This window comes from Quatrionicoccus australiensis (genome assembly GCF_020510525.1).
In the GTDB taxonomy this organism is placed as follows: Bacteria; Pseudomonadota; Gammaproteobacteria; order Burkholderiales; family Rhodocyclaceae; genus Azonexus; species Azonexus australiensis_B.
The window spans coordinates 3,693,353-3,711,395 of sequence record NZ_CP075188.1 but is presented as its reverse complement, the minus strand read 5'-3'; the positions used below and the strand labels follow the sequence as shown (position 1 = coordinate 3,711,395).

Here is an 18,043-nt window from a genome sequence, read left to right as displayed (position 1 = left end):
GCGCTACCGGGGCGGTTCCCCCGCGTTCGCGGGGATAGGCCCGTCCTGGGCTATCACGTGCACTGGGAGCCATGGGTTCCCCCGCGTTCGCGGGGATAGGCCCTTCGAGTTGATCGGCGGCAGCCCGACCGCGAAGGTTCCCCCGCGTTCGCGGGGATAGGCCCTCGACGCGCGGTCGCTGCTGGGAGTACTCCGGGGTTCCCCCGCGTTCGCGGGGATAGGCCCCCAGGCGCCGGCATGCGGCACGATGGTCTGCCGGTTCCCCCGCGTTCGCGGGGATAGGCCCGACTGTTAAGCGGTTGCAATCGGTTCGGTCTAGGTTCCCCCGCGTTCGCGGGGATAGGCCCCATGCGATAAATAAAAGAATAGGAACCGAAATGGTTCCCCCGCGTTCGCGGGGATAGGCCCACGACGGTCTCTCAGCAGATCGGCGTGGGCGAGGTTCCCCCGCGTTCGCGGGGATAGGCCCTCGGCCCAGATCGACGCCGGCCGGTATAGAAGGGTTCCCCCGCGTTCGCGGGGATAGGCCCTCATCCGCGCCCGAGTAGATATCCCCCAGGGCGGTTCCCCCGCGTTCGCGGGGATAGGCCCGGCCTGATCGAAGTGCCGGACGATGGCGACTAGGTTCCCCCGCGTTCGCGGGGATAGGCCCTCGGCTGTCGTGCGAGGGTCAGCCTCCTCAAGGGTTCCCCCGCGTTCGCGGGGATAGGCCCTCGGCTGTCGTGCGAGGGTCAGCCTCCTCAAGGGTTCCCCCGCGTTCGCGGGGATAGGCCCGATGCGGGCCGCAGGTTATCGGAGAGCTTGGCGGTTCCCCCGCGTTCGCGGGGATAGGCCCTCGGCATAGAACAGCGGCACGCGGATATTGGCGGTTCCCCCGCGTTCGCGGGGATAGGCCCGGATGGAGCAGGGGCAGGAACGGCAGGAACTGGGTTCCCCCGCGTTCGCGGGGATAGGCCCGCGACGTCGACGAGGCTGGCGGGCAGCTCAACGGTTCCCCCGCGTTCGCGGGGATAGGCCCGCGAAGCTCATCGCGTCGATGATGTCCGGCGAGGTTCCCCCGCGTTCGCGGGGATAGGCCCACGCCAGATCGGGGCAGCAGGTAATCGCTGATGGTTCCCCCGCGTTCGCGGGGATAGGCCCCAGCCATCGGCTTGAATGGAAAAGCCGGCGGCGGTTCCCCCGCGTTCGCGGGGATATTAACCTGGCAAATAGATAGGGCGTTTATGTTATGATATTTGCATGGATAAAGAAGATGCCCGCAAGCTCAGGCCAGAGCAACAAAAGGAGAAGCGCAAGATAGCGCTTCGCATGCGAATGAACGGACGCGAATTTGCCGAGATTGGATTAGCGGTCGGAGTACATTCCCGTACGGTCCAATATTGGTGGTCGCGCTACCAGGCAGAAGGCCTCAAGTCGGCGGTAGAAGGCGGCAAAAGAGGCACGGAGATTGGTGAGCGACGCACACTCAGCGTGGAACAGGAGTGGGCAGTGCAGCAGTTGATCAGCGAGAAAATGCCTGACCAACTCAAGCTTTCCTTCGCGCTCTGGACACGGGCAGCAGTTCAGGAGTTGATCCATCGTCGTTTCAAGATCGACATGCCGATTCGGACGGTCGGTGAGTATCTCAAGCGCTGGGGTTTTACACCGCAGAAGCCGTTGAAGCGGGCCTATGAGCAGAAACCTGAATTGGTGGAGGCTTGGCTCAAGGAGAGTTACCCACGCATCGCCCGGCGCGCCAAGGACGAAGGGGCGGAGATTCACTGGGGTGACGAAACGGGCATCCGTAGCGATTGCCAACATGGCCGGAGCTATGCGCCAGCGGGAAAAACACCTGTTCAAAGGGTGCCCGGCAGCCGGTTTGCCACGAACATGATCTCCACGGTCACCAACCAGGGGAAAGTGCGCTTCATGCTCTATCGGGAAACGATGACGGCCACTGTCCTGATTCGATTCCTTGCACGCCTGGTTCGTGATGCTGGACGCAAAGTGTTTTTGATTCTCGACAACCTGCGAGTGCATCACAGCAACAAGGTTCGGGACTGGTTGGAAAAACATACCGAGCACATTGAGTTGTTCTTCTTGCCCGCCTACGCCCCGGAACTCAATCCGGACGAGTATCTGAATTGCGACCTGAAGGCCTTGGTTCATGGCGGAAAGCCTGCCAGGAATCGGGATGAACTGGAATCAAAGGTGCGAGGTGCAATGATGAAAATACAGAATCGCCCAAAACGGGTTATGTCCTATTTTAGACACCGAAAAATCCAATATGCCGCGTAATGAACCTATTGGATTGCCGGGTTAATACCGAGCACATTGAGTTGTTCTTCTTGCCCGCCTATGCCCCGGAACTCAATCCGGACGAGTATCTGAATTGCGACCTGAAGGCCTTGGTTCATGGCGGAAAGCCTGCCAGGAATCGGGATGAACTGGAATCAAAGGTGCGAGGTGCAATGATGAAAATACAGAATCGCCCAAAACGGGTTATGTCCTATTTTAGACACCGAAAAATCCAATATGCCGCGTAATGAACCTATTGGATTGCCGGGTTAATAGGCCCCTAATAAATCGTTAAATGTGACGCCCCACGGAGGTTCCCCCGCGTTCGCGGGGATAGGCCCCGCGAAAAATACATCCCGATTGATATGGATAAGGTTCCCCCGCTAGCGCGGGGGTAGGTCCGTCGGTCGTCTGGCTGCAATGGGTGTTCAGCTATTTCCGAGCTTTAAGGACTTGCTGGCTACGATCCACAAAACCGGTTTTCCATGCGCAGGAGGAAAGATTGCTATATCTGCGTGTAGGGGAAATTGCGCAAATGGATGGCATGTGAGTGGTTTAAGAAGGTATGGGTACTTCAGTGCGCTCGTTAAGGCTGGCGTAAGTGTTGAACGTCTTGCAGAAAAGCTCTGTCGATACGCTGCTTGGTGTGTTCGACGTAGTAATCGATAGCGGCATCAAATTCGGTTTGCGCTGTCTTCCGAAAAAATTGCTGTCATTCTGTCTTGCGCTTGGCGATCCTTGCACGGGCTCGGGCAATTGATTCATCGAAGTTGATAGCGCCCATTTCGCCTCGATCGTAAGCGTCTCCGCGACGTTCGGCTTCTTCGACCCAGCTAGCGAGGATTGAGTCGTCCAGCTCCACATCGTCCTGCTCCAGACTGAGTAGTAGAAACCATGCCAATCTAGTGCGCTCGGCCGGTGAAAGTTGCAGAGCAGCGGCTTCGATGTCTTCAAAAGATAAATTGATCATGGTGCAACCTCCGCTTATCTCAAGAAAGGCTACCTCAAGGATGTTGGTCGCGCCATAAGTGGTGTTGAGCGATGTGTGCCGACGCACTTGATCTGATTGCCTGAACTGCCTTGCTGGCTTGAGTCGCGCTGAAGTGTTGTTCTCAGCCCAGCTCGTCCAGCCCGTATTTCCTGATCTTGTCGTGCAGCGTCGTCTTGGCGACGGCGAGGGCTTCGGCGGTGCGGCCGAGGGTGCCGTGGCGGCGCAGGGCGTCGGCGATCAGGGCGCGTTCGAAGGCTTCGACGGTGGCGGCGAGCGGCGTCGGGCCGTCGGCGGCGGGTTGGCCGAAGGGCGGCGAGCCGCTTTCGATGCCGAGCACGCAGCGGTCGGCGACGTTTCTAAGTTCGCGCACGTTACCCGGCCAGGCGTAGCCGACCAGTTGCTGGATGCGGGCGGCGGGGATCTCGGGTACCGGCCGCTGGTGGCGGGCGGCGGCGAGCAGGAGGAAGTGTTCGAAGAGCAGCGGGATGTCTTCGCGCCGTTCGCGCAGCGGCGGCAGGTTGAGCGTGGCGACGTTGAGCCGGTAGTAGAGGTCGGCGCGAAAGCCGCCCTTGGCCGAGAGTTCGAGCAGCTCGGTCTTGGTCGCGGCGATGACGCGGCAGTCGATGGCGATGGTCGTGTTCGAGCCGAGGCGCTCCAGCGTGCGTTCCTGCAGCACGCGCAGCAGCTTGATCTGCATGGCGAGCGGCATGCTCTCGATTTCGTCGAGGAAGAGCGTGCCGCCGTTGGCGTGTTCGATCTTGCCGATGCGGCGCTTGCCAGCGCCGGTGTAGGCGCCTGCTTCGTGGCCGAAGATTTCGCTGTCGAACAGGGTTTCCGGCAGGCCGCCGCAGTTGATGGCGACGAAGTTGCCGTTCCGGCGCGGGCTGGCTTCGTGCAGGCTGCGCGCGACGAGTTCCTTGCCGCTGCCGGTTTCGCCGTGGATGAGCACGTCGGCGGCGCTGTCGGCGAGGCCGGTGAGCATCTGGCGCAGCTTCTGCATGCCCGGCGAGCGGCCGATCAGCTTGCCTTCGAGCTGGTCGCGCTGGGCGAGCTGGCGGCGCAGGTCGCGCACTTCGAGGACGAGGCGGCGCTTTTCCAGGGCGCGGCGGACGACGTCGACGAGAAATTCCGGCGCAAAGGGTTTCTGGATGAAATCGTAGGCGCCGTCCTTCATCGCCTGCACGGCCATCGTCACGTCGCCGTGGCCGGTGATCAGGACGACCGGCAGTTCCGGGTCAAGGGCGAGCAGTTCGCGCAGGAAGGCCATGCCGTCCATTTTCGGCAGGCGCACGTCGCTGACCACGATGCCGCGAAAGTCGGGCCCGAGCTTCTTGCGCGCCTGTTCGGCCGAGCCGGCGCATTCGGCGGCGATGCCTTCGAGCTGCAGCGCCTGTTCGCAACCCAGCGCGACATCGGGGTCGTCTTCAATGATCAATACCTTGAGCGCTTCAGTCATCAGCGGTCGACTCGTCAAAAAGGGGCATTTCCAGCGTGAATACGGCGCCGCCGGCGGGGTGGTTGCTGCCTGTCAGTGTGCCACCGAAATCACGGATGATGCCGGCCGAAATGGTCAGGCCGAGGCCCAGCCCGTCGCCGGCCGGCTTGGTCGTGAAGAAGGGCTCGAAGAGGTGGGCCTGCGCCGTATCGTCGAGGCCGGGGCCGTGGTCGCGCACGGCGAGGCGGGCGCTGCCGGTTTCGCCGCGGCAGTCGATTTCGATCTGCGGCGCGGCCTGGCCGGCCATCGCGTCGAGGGCGTTGCCGATCAGGTTGATCAGCACCTGTTCGAGGCGGTTGGCGTCGCACAGGGCGCGCGGTTCGGGCAGCGGGCAATGCCGCACGATCTCGGCGTTGGCCTGGCGCAGGCGCGGTTCGAGCAGGGCCAGCGCGTTGTCGATGGCGTGGCAGAGCGCCACCGGCTGCAACTGGCCGCTCGACTTGCGGGCGAAATTGCGCAGCTGGCCGGTGATCTGCCCCATGCGGTCGACGAGCTGGGCGATGCGTTCGAGATTGGTACGTGTTGTCGTCAGGTCGCCGCGTTCGAGGAAGCGCACGCTGTTGCCGGAGAGCGTGCGCAGCGCCGCGAGCGGCTGGTTGAGTTCGTGCGCGATGCCGGTCGACAACTGGCCGATGACGGCAAGCTTGCCGGCCTGGACCAGTTCGTCCTGGGCGGCGCGCAAGGTGCGCTCGGCGCGGATGCGTTCGGCGATCTCGTCCTGCAGCAGGTGGTTGGCGGCGGAAAGATCGGCCGTGCGTTCGTCGACCTTCCGTTCCAGTTCGTCGTGCGCCTGTTGCAACGCCTGCTGCGCGGCCAGCCGGTCTTTCAGGTGGCGGCGGCGCTCGACGAGCATCAGGCCGAACATGAAGAGCAGCACGGCAACAACACCGGCGACCGTGGCGCGGCTCTGCGCGATATCGTCGACCTGTTCGAGATGCGAGAAGACGGTCAGCGTCCACGGCGTGCCGGGCAGCGGCCGCGATTGCGCGAGAAAGCGCCCGGTCACCGGGTACACCGAGACCATTTCCGGGCTGTCGCCGCTGATCCGGACCAGTCGGGCGCCGTGGTCGAGTTCGCGGATTTCCTTGAGGCCGAGCGGTTTCAGGGCGCGCCGGTTGTATTGCTGCGTCTGGTCGAAGGCGCTGCGCGTCGCCTCGTCTAGCGGGCGCAGGGTGGTGAATTTCCAGTCGGCGACCGAGCCGAGGATGACGACGCCGTTCTCGTCGCTGACCATGGCCGGTGCCTCGCCCGTGCTCCAGGATTTTTCCAGTTGCTCGAGGCTGACCTTGATGACCGCGACGCCCAGCGTCTGGCCGCGGTCGGCGAGGCGCGACGACAGGTAGTAGCCGGGTTCGCCGCGCGTCGTGCCGATGCCGAAGATGCGGCCGCTGCCGTTGTTCATCGCATCGCGGAAATAGGGGCGAAAGGAAAGGTCCTCGCCGACGAAACTGTCGTCGCGCTGCCAGTTGCTCGAGGCGCGCACCCGGCCGCCGGCGTCGATGACGTAGATCGACAGCGTGCCGGCGCGTTCGTTGAGTTGTTCGAGATAGGCGTTGACCGCCGGCTGGCGCTTGTTGTCCTGCGGCTGGCGGAGCAGTTCGACGACATCCGGTTCGAGGCCGAGGGTGCCGGGCAGGAAGGCGTACTTGCCGATTTCGCGTTCGAGGCTGGCGGTGTACAGGTCGAGGCGGTGCAGGCCGGTGGTCTGCAGGTCGGCGATGCCCAGCTGCTGCGCGACGCGGTGCGTGCCGAAACCGCTCAGCGCAGCAAGGGCGGCGAGCAGCAGGAACAGCGTCAGGTAGCGCAGGGGCGAGTGGCTGGGCATGATCGGTCGGCGGTGGGGCCTATGGTAGCGTCAGAAGAGGTCGGCCAGTTGCTTGACGATGAGGATGGCGACGACGAGCAGGAAGGCCTTGCGGATGAAACCGGCGCCGTGCTTCAGGGCGAGATGGGTACCGACTTGCGCTCCGGCCAGGTTGCAGGCGGCCATGACCAGACCGACCGTCCACATGATCGGTCCGTGGCTGGCGAAGAAGCCGATCGCCGAGATGTTGGTGGCGACGTTGATGACCTTGGCGCTGGCCGAGGCGCGCACGAAATCCATGCCGAAGACGCGGACGAAGCCGAAGATCAGGAAACTGCCGGTGCCCGGCCCGAAAAAGCCGTCGTAGAGGCCGATGATGAGTCCGAACAGGGCGCCGCGCCAGGGATCGCCGGGGCGCATCTCGTGCGTTTCGCTCTGCCCGAAATCCTTGCGTTTGAAGGTGTAGACCGCTACGACCAGCATCAGGATGACGATCAGCGGGCGCATCGCCTCGCGCGAAATCCAGGCGACCAGCGCGGCGCCGATCCAGGCGCCAAGCAGCGCGGCAGCGGTGGCGGGCAGCACCAGGCGCCAGGGAATCTGCACGCTGCGCGCGTAGCGCCACAGCGAGGAGGCGGTGCCGGCGATGCTCGATACCTTGTTGGTGCCGAACAGCGTCGGGATGGCGGTTTGCGGGAAGGTGGAGAGCAGCACCGGGATCTGGATCAGGCCGCCGCCGCCGACCACGGCGTCGACCATGCCGGCGAAGAAGGCAGCGGGGGCGAGGATGTACCAGTCGATCATGGTCTTTTCAGCAATCGGGAAAAAAAGAACCCGGTGCAGGGCACCGGGTTGGCAAAAAGGTTCGCCCATATTGTGCCTGAGCGAACCCGGAGGAGAGGTTGCGTCAGGCGGATTGGGTCAGGAACTCGTCGTCCGGTACCGGCAGTGCATCATCGGCCTCGGCCAGTGACGCATCGACCGGGTCGATGGCGTTTTCCCACTTGGCGACAACGGCGGTGGCGATGGCATTACCGAGCACGTTGGTGACGGTGCGCCCCATGTCGAGGAAGTGGTCAATGCCGAGCACGAGCAGCAGGCCGGCTTCCGGCAGGTTGAACATGGGCAGCACGGCGGCGACGACGACCAGCGAGGCACGCGGTACGCCGGCGATGCCCTTGGAGGACACCATCAGCACCAGCAGCATGGTGATCTGCGTGCCGAGACTGAGCTCGATGCCGTAGGCCTGGGCGACGAACAGCGCCGCGAAGGTGGTGTAGATCATCGAGCCGTCGAGATTGAAGGAATAGCCGAGCGGCAGTACGAAACCGATGACGCGGTTCTTGATGCCGAATTTTTCCAGCTGTTCCATCAGTTTGGGGTAGACCGATTCGCTGCTTGCCGTCGAGAAACCGACCAGCATCGGGCCGCGCACCAGTTTGAGCAGGCGGAAGACATCCTTGCCGAGCACGAAATAACCGGCCGCGATCAAGACCAGCCAGAGTGCGGCGAGGGCGATGTAGAAGCTGACCAGCAGCTTGCCGAAAACGAGCAGCATGCCCAGGCCCTGGGTCGTGATGATGCCGGCCACCGCGCCGAAGACGCCGATCGGGGCGACGCGCATGACGTAGTCGGTGACTTTCAGCATGACATGGACGATTTCTTCCATGGTGCCGACCAGGCTGCGTGCCATCTGGTTGTGCAGGTGGCCGAGTGCCAGACCGAAGAAGACGGCGAAGACGAGGATCTGCAGGATTTCATTGGCGGCCATGGCTTCGAAGATGTTCTTCGGGAAGACGTGGGTGATGAAATCCTTGAGGTTCAGCGCGCTGGTTTTCAGATTCACGGCGCTGCCCACTTCCGGCAGCGGCACACTCAGTCCTTCGCCCGGGTGCAGCAGATTGGCAAAGACCAGACCGAGCAGCAGCGAGCAGAGCGAGGCGCCGACAAACCAGGCGAGCGCCTTGCCGCCGATGCGCCCGACCGTGCGGCTGTCACCCATGCCGGCCAGACCGGCAACCAGGGTGGCGAAGACGAGGGGCGCGATGATCATCTTGATCAGGCGCAGGAAGATGTCGGTCAGGATGCCGAAATAGCCGGCGATCTCCTTGGCTTCGGCGGGGCTGCCGGCGAGCGTGTGGCACGCGTAGCCGACAATGACGCCGAGCACCATGGCGATCCCGATCAGGGTCGTCAGTCGGTTCATTTTCATGATGTTTTCCTTGTGGTGTGCATTGAATTGGGAACAGTCCGCTCAGGCGGTATGGACAGGAATCATTTGCGGCTTGGTCAGGACTTCCGGGCGCAGCACTTCGGCCAGTTGCTCGGGGCTCATCAGCTTGCGTTCAAGCACGATCTCGGCGACACCACGCCCGCTCAAGTGGGCTTCGGCAGCGATTTCGGTGGCGTTGGCGTAGCCGATGTAGGGGTTGAGCGCGGTGACGATGCCGATCGAGCGTTCGACGCTGGCGCGCAAGGCATCACGGTTGGCCGTGATGCCGTCGACGCAATGGTCGGCCAGCGCCTTGCAGCCCTTGCGCAGGTGCAGCACGCTCTTGAACAGGCTGTGCGCGATGATCGGCTCGAAGGCGTTGAGCTGCAGCTGGCCGGCTTCGGCGGCGAAAGTCACGGTGGTGTCGTTGCCGATCACTTCAAAGGCGATCTGGTTGACCACTTCCGGGATCACCGGATTGACCTTGCCCGGCATGATCGACGAGCCGGCCTGGCGCGGCGGCAGGTTGATTTCGCCGAAACCGGCACGTGGACCGGATGAAAGCAGACGCAGGTCGTTGCAGACTTTGGACAGTTTGACGGCAACGCGTTTGAGCACGCCGGAGAGTTGCACGAAGCTGCCGCAGTCCTGCGTCGCCTCGATCAGGTTGGGGGCGGTGAAGACCGGTACGCCGCTGATTTCGATCAGGCGACGGCAGACCAGCGGGGCGTAGTCGGGGTGGGCATTGATGCCGGTGCCGATCGCCGTGGCGCCGAGATTGATCTCGCGGATCAGCATGGCAGCCTCTTTCAGGCGCTCCTCGTCCTCGCCGAGCATCACGGCATAGGTCGAGAATTCCTGGCCGAGCGTCATCGGCACGGCATCCTGCAACTGGGTACGGCCCATCTTGAGCACGTCGGCGAATTCCTCTGCCTTGCGCTCGAAGGCGCGGCGCAGATAGGCCATGGCGTCGACCAGGCGGAAGATGCCGACATAGGTGGCCAGCTTCAGGGCCGTCGGATAGACGTCATTGGTCGACTGGCTCATGTTGACGTGTTCGTTCGGGTGCAGGTGCTTGAACTCGCCCTTGGCGTGACCGAGGATTTCCAGCGCCCGGTTGGCGATCACCTCGTTGGCGTTCATGTTGGTCGAGGTGCCGGCGCCACCCTGGATGACGTCGACAACGAAATGCTCATGCCACTGGCCGTCGATCACTTCCTTGCAGGCGGCGACGATGGCATCTGCCTGTTTGCCATCGAGCAGGCCGAGTTCGTGGTTGGCCTGGGCGGCTGCCTGCTTGATCTGGGCCAGGGCGCGGATCAGGTCGGGATAGACGGCAATCGAAATGCCGGTGATGGCGAAATTTTCCAGCGCCCGCAGGGTATGGACGCCGTAGTAGGCGGTGCCCGGGATCTCGCGGTCGCCGAGCAGATCGTGTTCGATGCGGCTGGTGGGGGGCGTGTTCATTTTGTCTCCTGTGTTGTCGTTGACCGCCAGGAATGACCCGACAGCAGCTTTTCTTTCGCACGTCGCGTGCCAGTCTTCGGGAATTAGCCGGACCTTGATTTGATGGGGTTTTCTGATGGGTGGCGGCGCGCCCGTTACGGGTTTCCGACCCTCTTGCCATTCGGGCTGTTCGGATTTCCGAACACGTTTGCCGCGAAGGCGGTGCTTTGCTATCTGTTAAGATTCCCGCTTCGCTGCAACGCAACAATTACAAGTCAAAATGACCTCCCCTTCCGATCGCATGAGTCCCGAAGAGCGCCGTGCCGGCGCTTCGCTGGCTTCCATCTTTGCCTTGCGCATGCTGGGGCTGTTCCTGATCCTGCCGGTGTTTTCGGTCTATGCGAAAACCCTGCCCGGCGGCGACAACCTGGCCCTGGTCGGTTTCGCGCTGGGTGCCTACGGCCTGACCCAGGCCGTGTTCCAGATTCCCTACGGCATCGCGTCCGACATCTTCGGACGCAAGCAGGTGATCGTGATCGGCCTGCTGATCTTCGCGCTGGGCAGTTTTGTCGCAGCCTGGGCGCCGGACATGACCTGGATCATCGTTGGTCGCGTGCTGCAGGGCGCCGGTGCGATCTCGGCCGCAGTCACCGCGCTCGCCGCCGATCTGACGCGTGAGGAGCACCGCACCAAGGTGATGGCGATGATCGGTTCGTCGATCGGTCTCGTTTTTGCGCTGTCGCTGGTTGGCGCTCCGCTGCTTTATGGCTGGATCGGCATGGGCGGCCTGTTCTGCATGACCGGTGGCCTGGCGCTCGCCGCCATTGTCTTGCTGCTCAAGGCGGTGCCGCCGGCGCCGCCGCCGCATGGCCACGAAAAGCTGCCGCTGCGCCGGGTGGTGTTCGATCCCGACCTGCTGCGCCTGAATCTCGGTATCTACGTGCTGCATCTGGTGCAGATGGCGATGTTCGTCGTGCTGCCGCACGCCCTGGTCAATCACGGCGGCCTGCCGGCCGCGTCGCACTGGATGGTGTATTTGCCGGCGGTGCTGGTGTCCTTCGCGATCATGGTGCCGGCGATCATTGCTGCCGAGCGCAAGGACAAGATGCGGCCGATTTTCCGTGCCGCCGTCGCCCTGCTCATCGTCGTCCAGCTTGGCCTGCTCGCCTTCGGCCAGAGCTTGTGGGGGCTGGCGTTATGGCTGCTGCTCTTCTTCGTTGCCTTCAACGTGCTGGAAGCAACGCTGCCCTCGCTCGTTTCGCGTACCGCGCCGCCAGCGGCCAAGGGGGCGGCTCTGGGCGTCTACAACACGACCCAGGCACTGGGCTTGTTCACCGGTGGCGCATTGGGCGGTTATCTTGCGCAGCATTTAGGCGATAATGCCGTTTTTGCCATGTGCGCCGGATTGCTGCTGATCTGGCTGGTGGTGACGAATTCGATGAATTTCCCGCAGCGGCGCGTGCCGCCGGCTGCGGCTCAAACTGTTTAGGGAGACGTGGGTATGGCTTCGGTTAATAAATGGATCGGTATCGGTAATTTGGGTCGCGACCCGGAGATGCGCTATACGGCCAGCGGCGAGGCAATCTGCAATTTCAGCATTGCCTGCACGGATAGCTGGAAGGACAAGCAGACCGGCGAAAAGAAGGAGCAGACGGAATGGGTCCGCATTTCCTTCTTCGGCAAGCTGGCTGAAATCTGCGGCCAGTACCTGAAAAAGGGCTCGCAGGTTTATATCGAAGGCAGCCTGCGCACGCGCAAGTGGACCGACAAGGATGGCCAGGAACGCTACACCACCGAAATCCGCGGTGACGAGATGAAAATGCTCGGCTCGCGTCAAGGCATGGGTGCGCCGGCGTCTTCCGGTGGCGGTGGTGGTTACGACAGCGAGCCGACCGATTACGCCCCGGCCCCGGCCCGCAACAAGCCGAAACCTTCGTTCGATGATCTGGGTGACGACATCCCGTTCTGAACGATTGGTGCGACTTGTGCCCGTCGTATCGGCCGCCCGCCTGTGGCGGCCTGCGCCGGGCGTCGTTTTTATCTAAGGGTTAATTCACCATGTCCAACGCCGTCACTTTCAAGATTCTCGAAGATATCGCCAGGGATTTGTCCGGCAACGAGATTTCTTTTCCGACCTTTCTCGATATCACCTTTCAGGTGCGGACGGCACTGAAGGACCCCAATCTGAACGTCGAGCAATTGGCCAAGCTGGTTGGGGCCGAGCCGTTGATGAGCGCCAAGATCATCCGCATGTCGAACTCGGTCGCGATGAACCCGTCCGGGCGCGAGATTGCCGACGTCAAGAGCGCCATCGTCCGGGTCGGCATGGAAGCGGTGCGCACGGTCTCTTTCGCCGTGGCCATGGAGCAGTTGCTCAAGTCGAAGCAGATGCAGCCGTTCGAGGGGATTTCGCAGCGCCTGTGGGAACACACTTCGCACGTTGCCGCGCTGTGCCGCGTGCTGGCGCGCAAGATTGCCAAGATCAACGGCGACGAGGCGATGTTTGCCGGCCTGGTGCACGATATCGGTGTTTTCTACCTGATGTCGCGTGCTGCCAATTTCCCTGAGCTGGTCAACGACAAGCCGGAGTTGCACGCGCTGCTCGTCGGCTGGCACGACAACATCGGGCATGCGCTGCTCTCGGCCTTGAACCTGCCGGAGTCGGTGCTGGTGGCCGTGCAGGAGCATGAAACCGATCGCGAAATCAAGGAAATCCATTCGCTTTCCGATGTGCTTTATGTCGCCAACAAGATTGCCAACCGGGCTGCCTGCTGGCGCGATCCCGAGCTGGATGGTGTTGTCGATACATCAATGCTGGAGTCGATTCTTGATCCCGAGACATTGGCCTCGATCATCGAGGAGTCGCAGGAAGAAGTGCAGTCGCTGAAGTCTGCACTGGGCGGTTGACGCTCTCGGGGCGCCGTTTTTCGGCGCCCTTGTTATTTGGAGTGCATAGAGCGGCCACGAAGCCGCCGGCGATTCTGGGGTAAATATGAGCAGCAGTCACCAACAGGCCGGAGAACTCACCGGCAAGCGCCTCGCCGTCATGGCCCTGGCCGCCCTCGGGGTGGTCTATGGCGACATCGGTACCAGTCCGCTGTACGCGGTCAAGGAAGTCTTTGCCGGCAATCATCCGATTCCGGTAACCGAGGCCAATATTTTCGGCAGCCTGTCGTTGTTCTTCTGGGCGCTGATCATCATCGTCTCGATCAAGTACGTGATTTTCATCATGCGTGCCGACAACCGCGGCGAGGGCGGCATCATGGCGATGATTGCCCTTGCCTTGCACGATGCGCAGGGCAAACCGCTGCAGATGAAGCTGATCATGATTGTCGGCATCCTGGGGGCGGCGATGTTCTACGGTGACGGCATGGTGACGCCGGCGATGTCGGTGCTCTCCGCCGTTGAGGGGCTGGAAGTCGCAACGCCTGCCTTCAAGCCTTTCGTCATTCCCTTGACCATGGTGGTGCTGTTCGGCCTGTTCTTCGTACAGCGCAGCGGCACGGCCGTGGTCGGTGCCTTCTTCGGACCGATCATGGTGCTCTGGTTCAGCACGCTGGCTTTGCTTGGCCTGTACAGCATCGTCGAGCATCCGGCCATTCTGACTGCGCTCAACCCGCTGTATGGCCTCGATTTCCTGCTCTCCAACAAGGCCCTGGCGCTGGTCGCGATGGGGAACGTCGTGCTCGCCGTGACCGGGGCCGAGGCACTTTACGCCGACATGGGACATTTCGGGCGAAAGCCGATCCAGCGCGCCTGGTTCGCCTTCGTGCTGCCGGCTCTGGTCCTCAATTACTTTGGCCAGGGGGCGCTGATCCTGGCCGAACCGGAGGCGGCCAAGAATCCCTTTTTCCACCTTGGCCCGGACTGGGCACTTTATCCGCTCGTTGCTCTTGCCACCGTGGCGACGGTGATTGCCTCGCAGGCAGTGATTTCCGGTGCCTTCTCGGTAACCCGCCAAGCCATGCAGCTCGGTTTCGTGCCGCGCATGGAGGTACAGCACACTTCGGAAAAGGAAGCCGGGCAGATTTACCTGCCGGCGGTGAACTGGGGCTTGATGCTGGCCGTGATGATCCTGGTGCTCGGATTCAAGTCTTCGAATAATCTGGCTGCGGCCTATGGCATCGCGGTGACCGGCGACATGGTGATCACCTCCATTCTTGCCACCGTCGTTGTTGCCCGTTCCTGGAAGTGGGGCTGGACCAAGGCTGTCCTGTTGTTCTCTTGCTTCCTTGCTGTCGAACTGGTGTTCCTGGCGGCCAATGTCCTGAAAATTCCTGACGGTGGCTGGTTCCCGCTGGTCGCCGGGATGGTTGTTTTTGTGCTGATGACGACCTGGAAGCGCGGCCGGCAACTGCTATCCGATCGCCTCAAGGGCGAGCGTCTCGAACTCTCAATGTTCCTTGATTCGCTGGCAACCTCGATGCCGACCCGGGTATTCGGTACCTCCGTGTTCCTCAATGCCGACCCGAAAGGCGTGCCGCATGCCTTGTTGCACAACCTGATGCACAACAAGGTGCTGCATGAGCGGGTCGTGTTGGTCTCCGTGCAGTTCTACGATGTGCCGTATGTGCCGGATATCGATCGTGTCGAAGTTCGGCAGTTGAAGGAAAATTTCTGGAGCGTCATCGTCCAGTACGGTTTCAAGGATGAGCCCGACATTCCTGCGGCCATGCTGCTCTGTGCGGATTCCGGGCTTGAATTCAGTGCCCTTGAGACGTCTTACTTCATCGGTCGCGAAACGCTTATTCCCCGGTTGAATTCCGAAATGGCCTTCTGGCGGGAAAAGATTTTCATCGCCATGTTCCGCAACGCCGGATCGGCCACAGCCTTCTTCAAGATCCCGAGCAACCGGGTGGTGGAGCTGGGAACGCAGGTGGTTCTCTAGGCGGGATCCAGATAGGACAAAGGCGCCGCTTGGCGCCTTTGTGCATTAGAGCCTGCGGATTTTTTCGAGCAGGGCGGTCGTCGATTTCTGGTGAATGAAGGGAATCGAATGCACCGTGCCTCCCCAGCTGCGCACCTCGTTGCAGCCAACGATCTTTTCCACCGGCCAGTCGCCGCCCTTGACCAGGACTTCCGGTTTGCACTCAAGGATGCGCTGCAGTGGTGTGTCTTCATCAAACCATGTGACCAGGGCCACGCAGCCCAAGGATGCCATTACCGCCAAGCGGTCCTCCAGTGCGTTGACCGGGCGGTCATCGCCTTTGCCCAGGCGTTTCACCGACGCATCACTGTTGAGCGCGACAATCATGCTGGCACCGAGCGCTGCTGCCTGCGCCAGATAGGTGACGTGGCCGCGGTGCAGGATATCGAAGCAGCCGTTGGTAAAGACCAGTGGGCGGGCAATCTGTGATGCGCGGGCGGTCAACTGTTCCGGCGGGCAGATTTTCGATTCGAAGGAGGGGGGGGCGTAGGTCATGGTGGGGTTCAATGTGAAAACAGGCGCTTATTCTAGTGCGAGGGTGTTCGGATAGGTGTGGTTTGAAGTTTGTTGATCAGATAGGGCGGGTTGTCAGTCTCTGTGTGATGCTGGCTGGCGCCAAGGACAAGAGTGGGCAAAAGTCGGTGTTTTCAACTTTTTTAAAGGAAAATGCAAAAAGTTGTTGACGAGGTGTTTGGTGCTCGTTAGAATTCGCCCCCTTCGCTGCTGACGAAACAAAACAAACGGCGCAGCGAAGCAAGCGATCTTTAACAATTTGAACAACCGATAGGTGTGGGTGCCTTGATGCTAGTGGCTTAGGTCACACAAAAGTATTAAAGGCAATCACACGGATGGAGAGATCCATCGAGGTAGAAGTTAAATTCTACCGTCAGTGAATTGTGAGTAGTAATGTTGGATTGAACTGAAGAGTTTGATCCTGGCTCAGATTGAACGCTGGCGGCATGCCTTACACATGCAAGTCGAACGGCAGCACGGGAGCAATCCTGGTGGCGAGTGGCGAACGGGTGAGTAATGTATCGGAACGTACCATTGAGTGGGGGATAACGTAGCGAAAGTTACGCTAATACCGCATATACCCTGAGGGGGAAAGCAGGGGATCGCAAGACCTTGTGCTCTTTGAGCGGCCGATATCAGATTAGCTAGTTGGTGAGGTAAAGGCTCACCAAGGCGACGATCTGTAGCGGGTCTGAGAGGATGATCCGCCACACTGGAACTGAGACACGGTCCAGACTCCTACGGGAGGCAGCAGTGGGGAATTTTGGACAATGGGGGCAACCCTGATCCAGCCATGCCGCGTGAGTGAAGAAGGCCTTCGGGTTGTAAAGCTCTTTCGGCCGGGAGGAAATCGCATCAGTTAATACCTGGTGTGGATGACAGTACCGGAATAAGAAGCACCGGCTAACTACGTGCCAGCAGCCGCGGTAATACGTAGGGTGCGAGCGTTAATCGGAATTACTGGGCGTAAAGCGTGCGCAGGCGGTTTTTTAAGACAGGCGTGAAATCCCCGGGCTCAACCTGGGAACTGCGCTTGTGACTGGAAGGCTAGAGTATGGCAGAGGGGGGTGGAATTCCACGTGTAGCAGTGAAATGCGTAGAGATGTGGAGGAACACCGATGGCGAAGGCAGCCCCCTGGGCCAATACTGACGCTCATGCACGAAAGCGTGGGGAGCAAACAGGATTAGATACCCTGGTAGTCCACGCCCTAAACGATGTCAACTAGGTGTTGGGTGGGTAAAACCATTTAGTACCGGAGCTAACGCGTGAAGTTGACCGCCTGGGGAGTACGGCCGCAAGGTTAAAACTCAAAGGAATTGACGGGGACCCGCACAAGCGGTGGATGATGTGGATTAATTCGATGCAACGCGAAAAACCTTACCTACCCTTGACATGTCCAGGAGCCTGAAGAGATTTGGGTGTGCCCGAAAGGGAACTGGAACACAGGTGCTGCATGGCTGTCGTCAGCTCGTGTCGTGAGATGTTGGGTTAAGTCCCGCAACGAGCGCAACCCTTGTCGTTAATTGCCATCATTTAGTTGGGCACTTTAACGAGACTGCCGGTGACAAACCGGAGGAAGGTGGGGATGACGTCAAGTCCTCATGGCCCTTATGGGTAGGGCTTCACACGTCATACAATGGTCGGTACAAAGGGTTGCCAAGCCGCGAGGTGGAGCTAATCCCAGAAAGCCGATCGTAGTCCGGATCGTAGGCTGCAACTCGCCTGCGTGAAGTCGGAATCGCTAGTAATCGTGGATCAGCATGTCACGGTGAATACGTTCCCGGGTCTTGTACACACCGCCCGTCACACCATGGGAGCGGGTTCCGCCAGAAGTAGGTAGCCTAACCGCAAGGGGGGCGCTTACCACGGCGGGGTTCGTGACTGGGGTGAAGTCGTAACAAGGTAGCCGTAGGGGAACCTGCGGCTGGATCACCTCCTTTCTAGAGAAAGCATCTCTGGCACCCACAACCTATCGGTTGTTCAATGAGTAGCAAACAGACGAGGGTCTGTAGCTCAGTCGGTTAGAGCACCGTCTTGATAAGGCGGGGGTCGTTGGTTCGATTCCAACCAGACCCACCAACGTCAAATCAAGTAAGCGAGCAGTACGAGGCGCGAGACATCGCCGCATACCTTGGTATGCAAGATGTTGAGCAACGACGTAATGCGAAGCTTAACGGGGGATTAGCTCAGCTGGGAGAGCACCTGCTTTGCAAGCAGGGGGTCAACGGTTCGATCCCGTTATCCTCCACCAGAACCTAAAGATAAGCAGCGATGTTTATCTTTAGCTTTTGAGGAATCAATTGCTACGCTCTTTAACAAATTGGAAGAAGGTTGTGTCACTCGTGCTGATGAGGCATGGGTGATGCGTTGTGATTGC

13 protein-coding genes, 2 tRNA genes, 1 rRNA gene and 1 CRISPR repeat array (1 of these 17 only partly in view) are annotated in these 18,043 nt (G+C 60.9%); of the genes, 9 read left to right on the top strand and 7 right to left on the bottom strand.

The window, feature by feature from the left end; all coding sequences use genetic code 11:
* A CRISPR array of direct repeats spans nt 1-1,201; the repeat unit is 29 nt; unit sequence GGTTCCCCCGCGTTCGCGGGGATAGGCCC; it reaches 4,196 nt to the left of the window's first position.
* A 38-nt stretch (nt 1,202-1,239) separates the two neighbouring features.
* Nucleotides 1,240-2,277, top strand: coding sequence for an IS630 family transposase (locus KI612_RS17705; RefSeq protein ID WP_226440294.1), 1,038 nt, complete (start codon nt 1,240-1,242; stop codon nt 2,275-2,277).
* Nucleotides 2,277-2,525, top strand: a complete 249-nt coding sequence (locus tag KI612_RS17700) for a transposase (RefSeq protein WP_404818064.1) — start codon at nt 2,277-2,279, stop codon at nt 2,523-2,525. The genes KI612_RS17705 and KI612_RS17700 overlap by 1 nt, the downstream gene beginning before the upstream one ends.
* 464 nt (nt 2,526-2,989) lie before the next feature.
* On the opposite strand, the gene KI612_RS17695 is transcribed toward KI612_RS17700, so the two are convergent.
* From KI612_RS17695 to aspA, 6 genes are all read right to left on the bottom strand, one after another.
* Complete coding sequence (locus KI612_RS17695; protein ID WP_226441376.1) at nt 2,990-3,247, bottom strand: addiction module protein; 258 nt, start codon at nt 3,245-3,247, stop codon at nt 2,990-2,992.
* Between the two features lie 142 nt (nt 3,248-3,389).
* Nucleotides 3,390-4,724, bottom strand: a complete 1,335-nt coding sequence (locus KI612_RS17690; protein ID WP_226441375.1) for a sigma-54-dependent transcriptional regulator — start codon at nt 4,722-4,724, stop codon at nt 3,390-3,392.
* Entirely contained in the window at nt 4,717-6,588 is a 1,872-nt protein-coding gene (locus KI612_RS17685) for a sensor histidine kinase (RefSeq protein ID WP_226441374.1), read from the bottom strand. The genes KI612_RS17690 and KI612_RS17685 overlap by 8 nt, the downstream gene beginning before the upstream one ends.
* Nucleotides 6,589-6,618: 30 nt before the next feature.
* Nucleotides 6,619-7,371 (bottom strand): sulfite exporter TauE/SafE family protein, encoded by a 753-nt coding sequence (locus tag KI612_RS17680; RefSeq protein ID WP_226441373.1) that lies wholly within the window; start codon nt 7,369-7,371, stop codon nt 6,619-6,621.
* Nucleotides 7,372-7,474: 103 nt separating this feature from the next.
* A complete protein-coding gene (locus KI612_RS17675) occupies nt 7,475-8,779 on the bottom strand; it encodes a dicarboxylate/amino acid:cation symporter (protein ID WP_226441372.1) in 1,305 nt (434 codons plus the stop codon).
* Nucleotides 8,780-8,821: 42 nt separating this feature from the next.
* Nucleotides 8,822-10,246 carry an aspartate ammonia-lyase gene (gene aspA, locus KI612_RS17670; protein WP_226441371.1) on the bottom strand — a complete coding sequence of 475 codons (1,425 nt, stop codon included), beginning with the start codon at nt 10,244-10,246 and terminating at the stop codon, nt 8,822-8,824.
* A 259-nt stretch (nt 10,247-10,505) separates the two neighbouring features.
* Between aspA and KI612_RS17665 the strand changes: the two genes are divergently transcribed.
* The 4 genes from KI612_RS17665 to KI612_RS17650 all read left to right on the top strand — a co-directional run bounded on the left by KI612_RS17665 (nt 10,506) and on the right by KI612_RS17650 (nt 15,113).
* Entirely contained in the window at nt 10,506-11,714 is a 1,209-nt protein-coding gene (locus KI612_RS17665) for an MFS transporter (protein ID WP_226441370.1), read from the top strand.
* Nucleotides 11,715-11,726: 12 nt separating this feature from the next.
* Entirely contained in the window at nt 11,727-12,194 is a 468-nt protein-coding gene (gene ssb, locus KI612_RS17660; RefSeq protein WP_226441369.1) for a single-stranded DNA-binding protein, read from the top strand.
* Nucleotides 12,195-12,283: 89 nt separating this feature from the next.
* On the top strand, nt 12,284-13,132 hold the full coding sequence (locus KI612_RS17655) for an HDOD domain-containing protein (protein WP_226441368.1): 849 nt from the start codon (nt 12,284-12,286) through the stop codon (nt 13,130-13,132).
* Between the two features lie 85 nt (nt 13,133-13,217).
* Nucleotides 13,218-15,113, top strand: a complete 1,896-nt coding sequence (locus KI612_RS17650) for a potassium transporter Kup (protein ID WP_226441367.1) — start codon at nt 13,218-13,220, stop codon at nt 15,111-15,113.
* A gap of 45 nt (nt 15,114-15,158) precedes the next feature.
* Here the strand turns inward: KI612_RS17650 and rfaE2 are convergent, their stop codons facing one another.
* The gene (gene rfaE2, locus KI612_RS17645) at nt 15,159-15,647 is read right to left on the bottom strand and encodes a D-glycero-beta-D-manno-heptose 1-phosphate adenylyltransferase (protein WP_226441366.1); all 489 of its coding nucleotides are present in this window, start codon (nt 15,645-15,647) and stop codon (nt 15,159-15,161) included.
* A gap of 421 nt (nt 15,648-16,068) precedes the next feature.
* Here rfaE2 and KI612_RS17640 point away from each other — a divergent pair.
* The 3 genes from KI612_RS17640 (at nt 16,069) to KI612_RS17630 (ending at nt 17,917) form a co-directional block, all read left to right on the top strand.
* A 16S ribosomal RNA gene (locus KI612_RS17640) occupies nt 16,069-17,606 on the top strand.
* Between the two features lie 62 nt (nt 17,607-17,668).
* A tRNA-Ile gene (locus KI612_RS17635) sits at nt 17,669-17,745 on the top strand.
* Nucleotides 17,746-17,841: 96 nt separating this feature from the next.
* Nucleotides 17,842-17,917, top strand: a tRNA-Ala gene (locus tag KI612_RS17630).
* Nucleotides 17,918-18,043 lie beyond the last annotated feature (126 nt).

Coding starts and splice junctions, on each gene's coding strand:
- KI612_RS17705 (WP_226440294.1), top strand. CDS start 1,240: ATGGATAAAGAAGATGCCCGCAAGCTCAGGCCAGAGCAACAAAAGGAG.
- KI612_RS17700 (WP_404818064.1), top strand. CDS start 2,277: ATGAACCTATTGGATTGCCGGGTTAATACCGAGCACATTGAGTTGTTC.
- KI612_RS17695 (WP_226441376.1), bottom strand. CDS start 3,247: ATGATCAATTTATCTTTTGAAGACATCGAAGCCGCTGCTCTGCAACTT.
- KI612_RS17690 (WP_226441375.1), bottom strand. CDS start 4,724: ATGACTGAAGCGCTCAAGGTATTGATCATTGAAGACGACCCCGATGTC.
- KI612_RS17685 (WP_226441374.1), bottom strand. CDS start 6,588: ATGCCCAGCCACTCGCCCCTGCGCTACCTGACGCTGTTCCTGCTGCTC.
- KI612_RS17680 (WP_226441373.1), bottom strand. CDS start 7,371: ATGATCGACTGGTACATCCTCGCCCCCGCTGCCTTCTTCGCCGGCATG.
- KI612_RS17675 (WP_226441372.1), bottom strand. CDS start 8,779: ATGAAAATGAACCGACTGACGACCCTGATCGGGATCGCCATGGTGCTC.
- aspA (WP_226441371.1), bottom strand. CDS start 10,246: ATGAACACGCCCCCCACCAGCCGCATCGAACACGATCTGCTCGGCGAC.
- KI612_RS17665 (WP_226441370.1), top strand. CDS start 10,506: ATGACCTCCCCTTCCGATCGCATGAGTCCCGAAGAGCGCCGTGCCGGC.
- ssb (WP_226441369.1), top strand. CDS start 11,727: ATGGCTTCGGTTAATAAATGGATCGGTATCGGTAATTTGGGTCGCGAC.
- KI612_RS17655 (WP_226441368.1), top strand. CDS start 12,284: ATGTCCAACGCCGTCACTTTCAAGATTCTCGAAGATATCGCCAGGGAT.
- KI612_RS17650 (WP_226441367.1), top strand. CDS start 13,218: ATGAGCAGCAGTCACCAACAGGCCGGAGAACTCACCGGCAAGCGCCTC.
- rfaE2 (WP_226441366.1), bottom strand. CDS start 15,647: ATGACCTACGCCCCCCCCTCCTTCGAATCGAAAATCTGCCCGCCGGAA.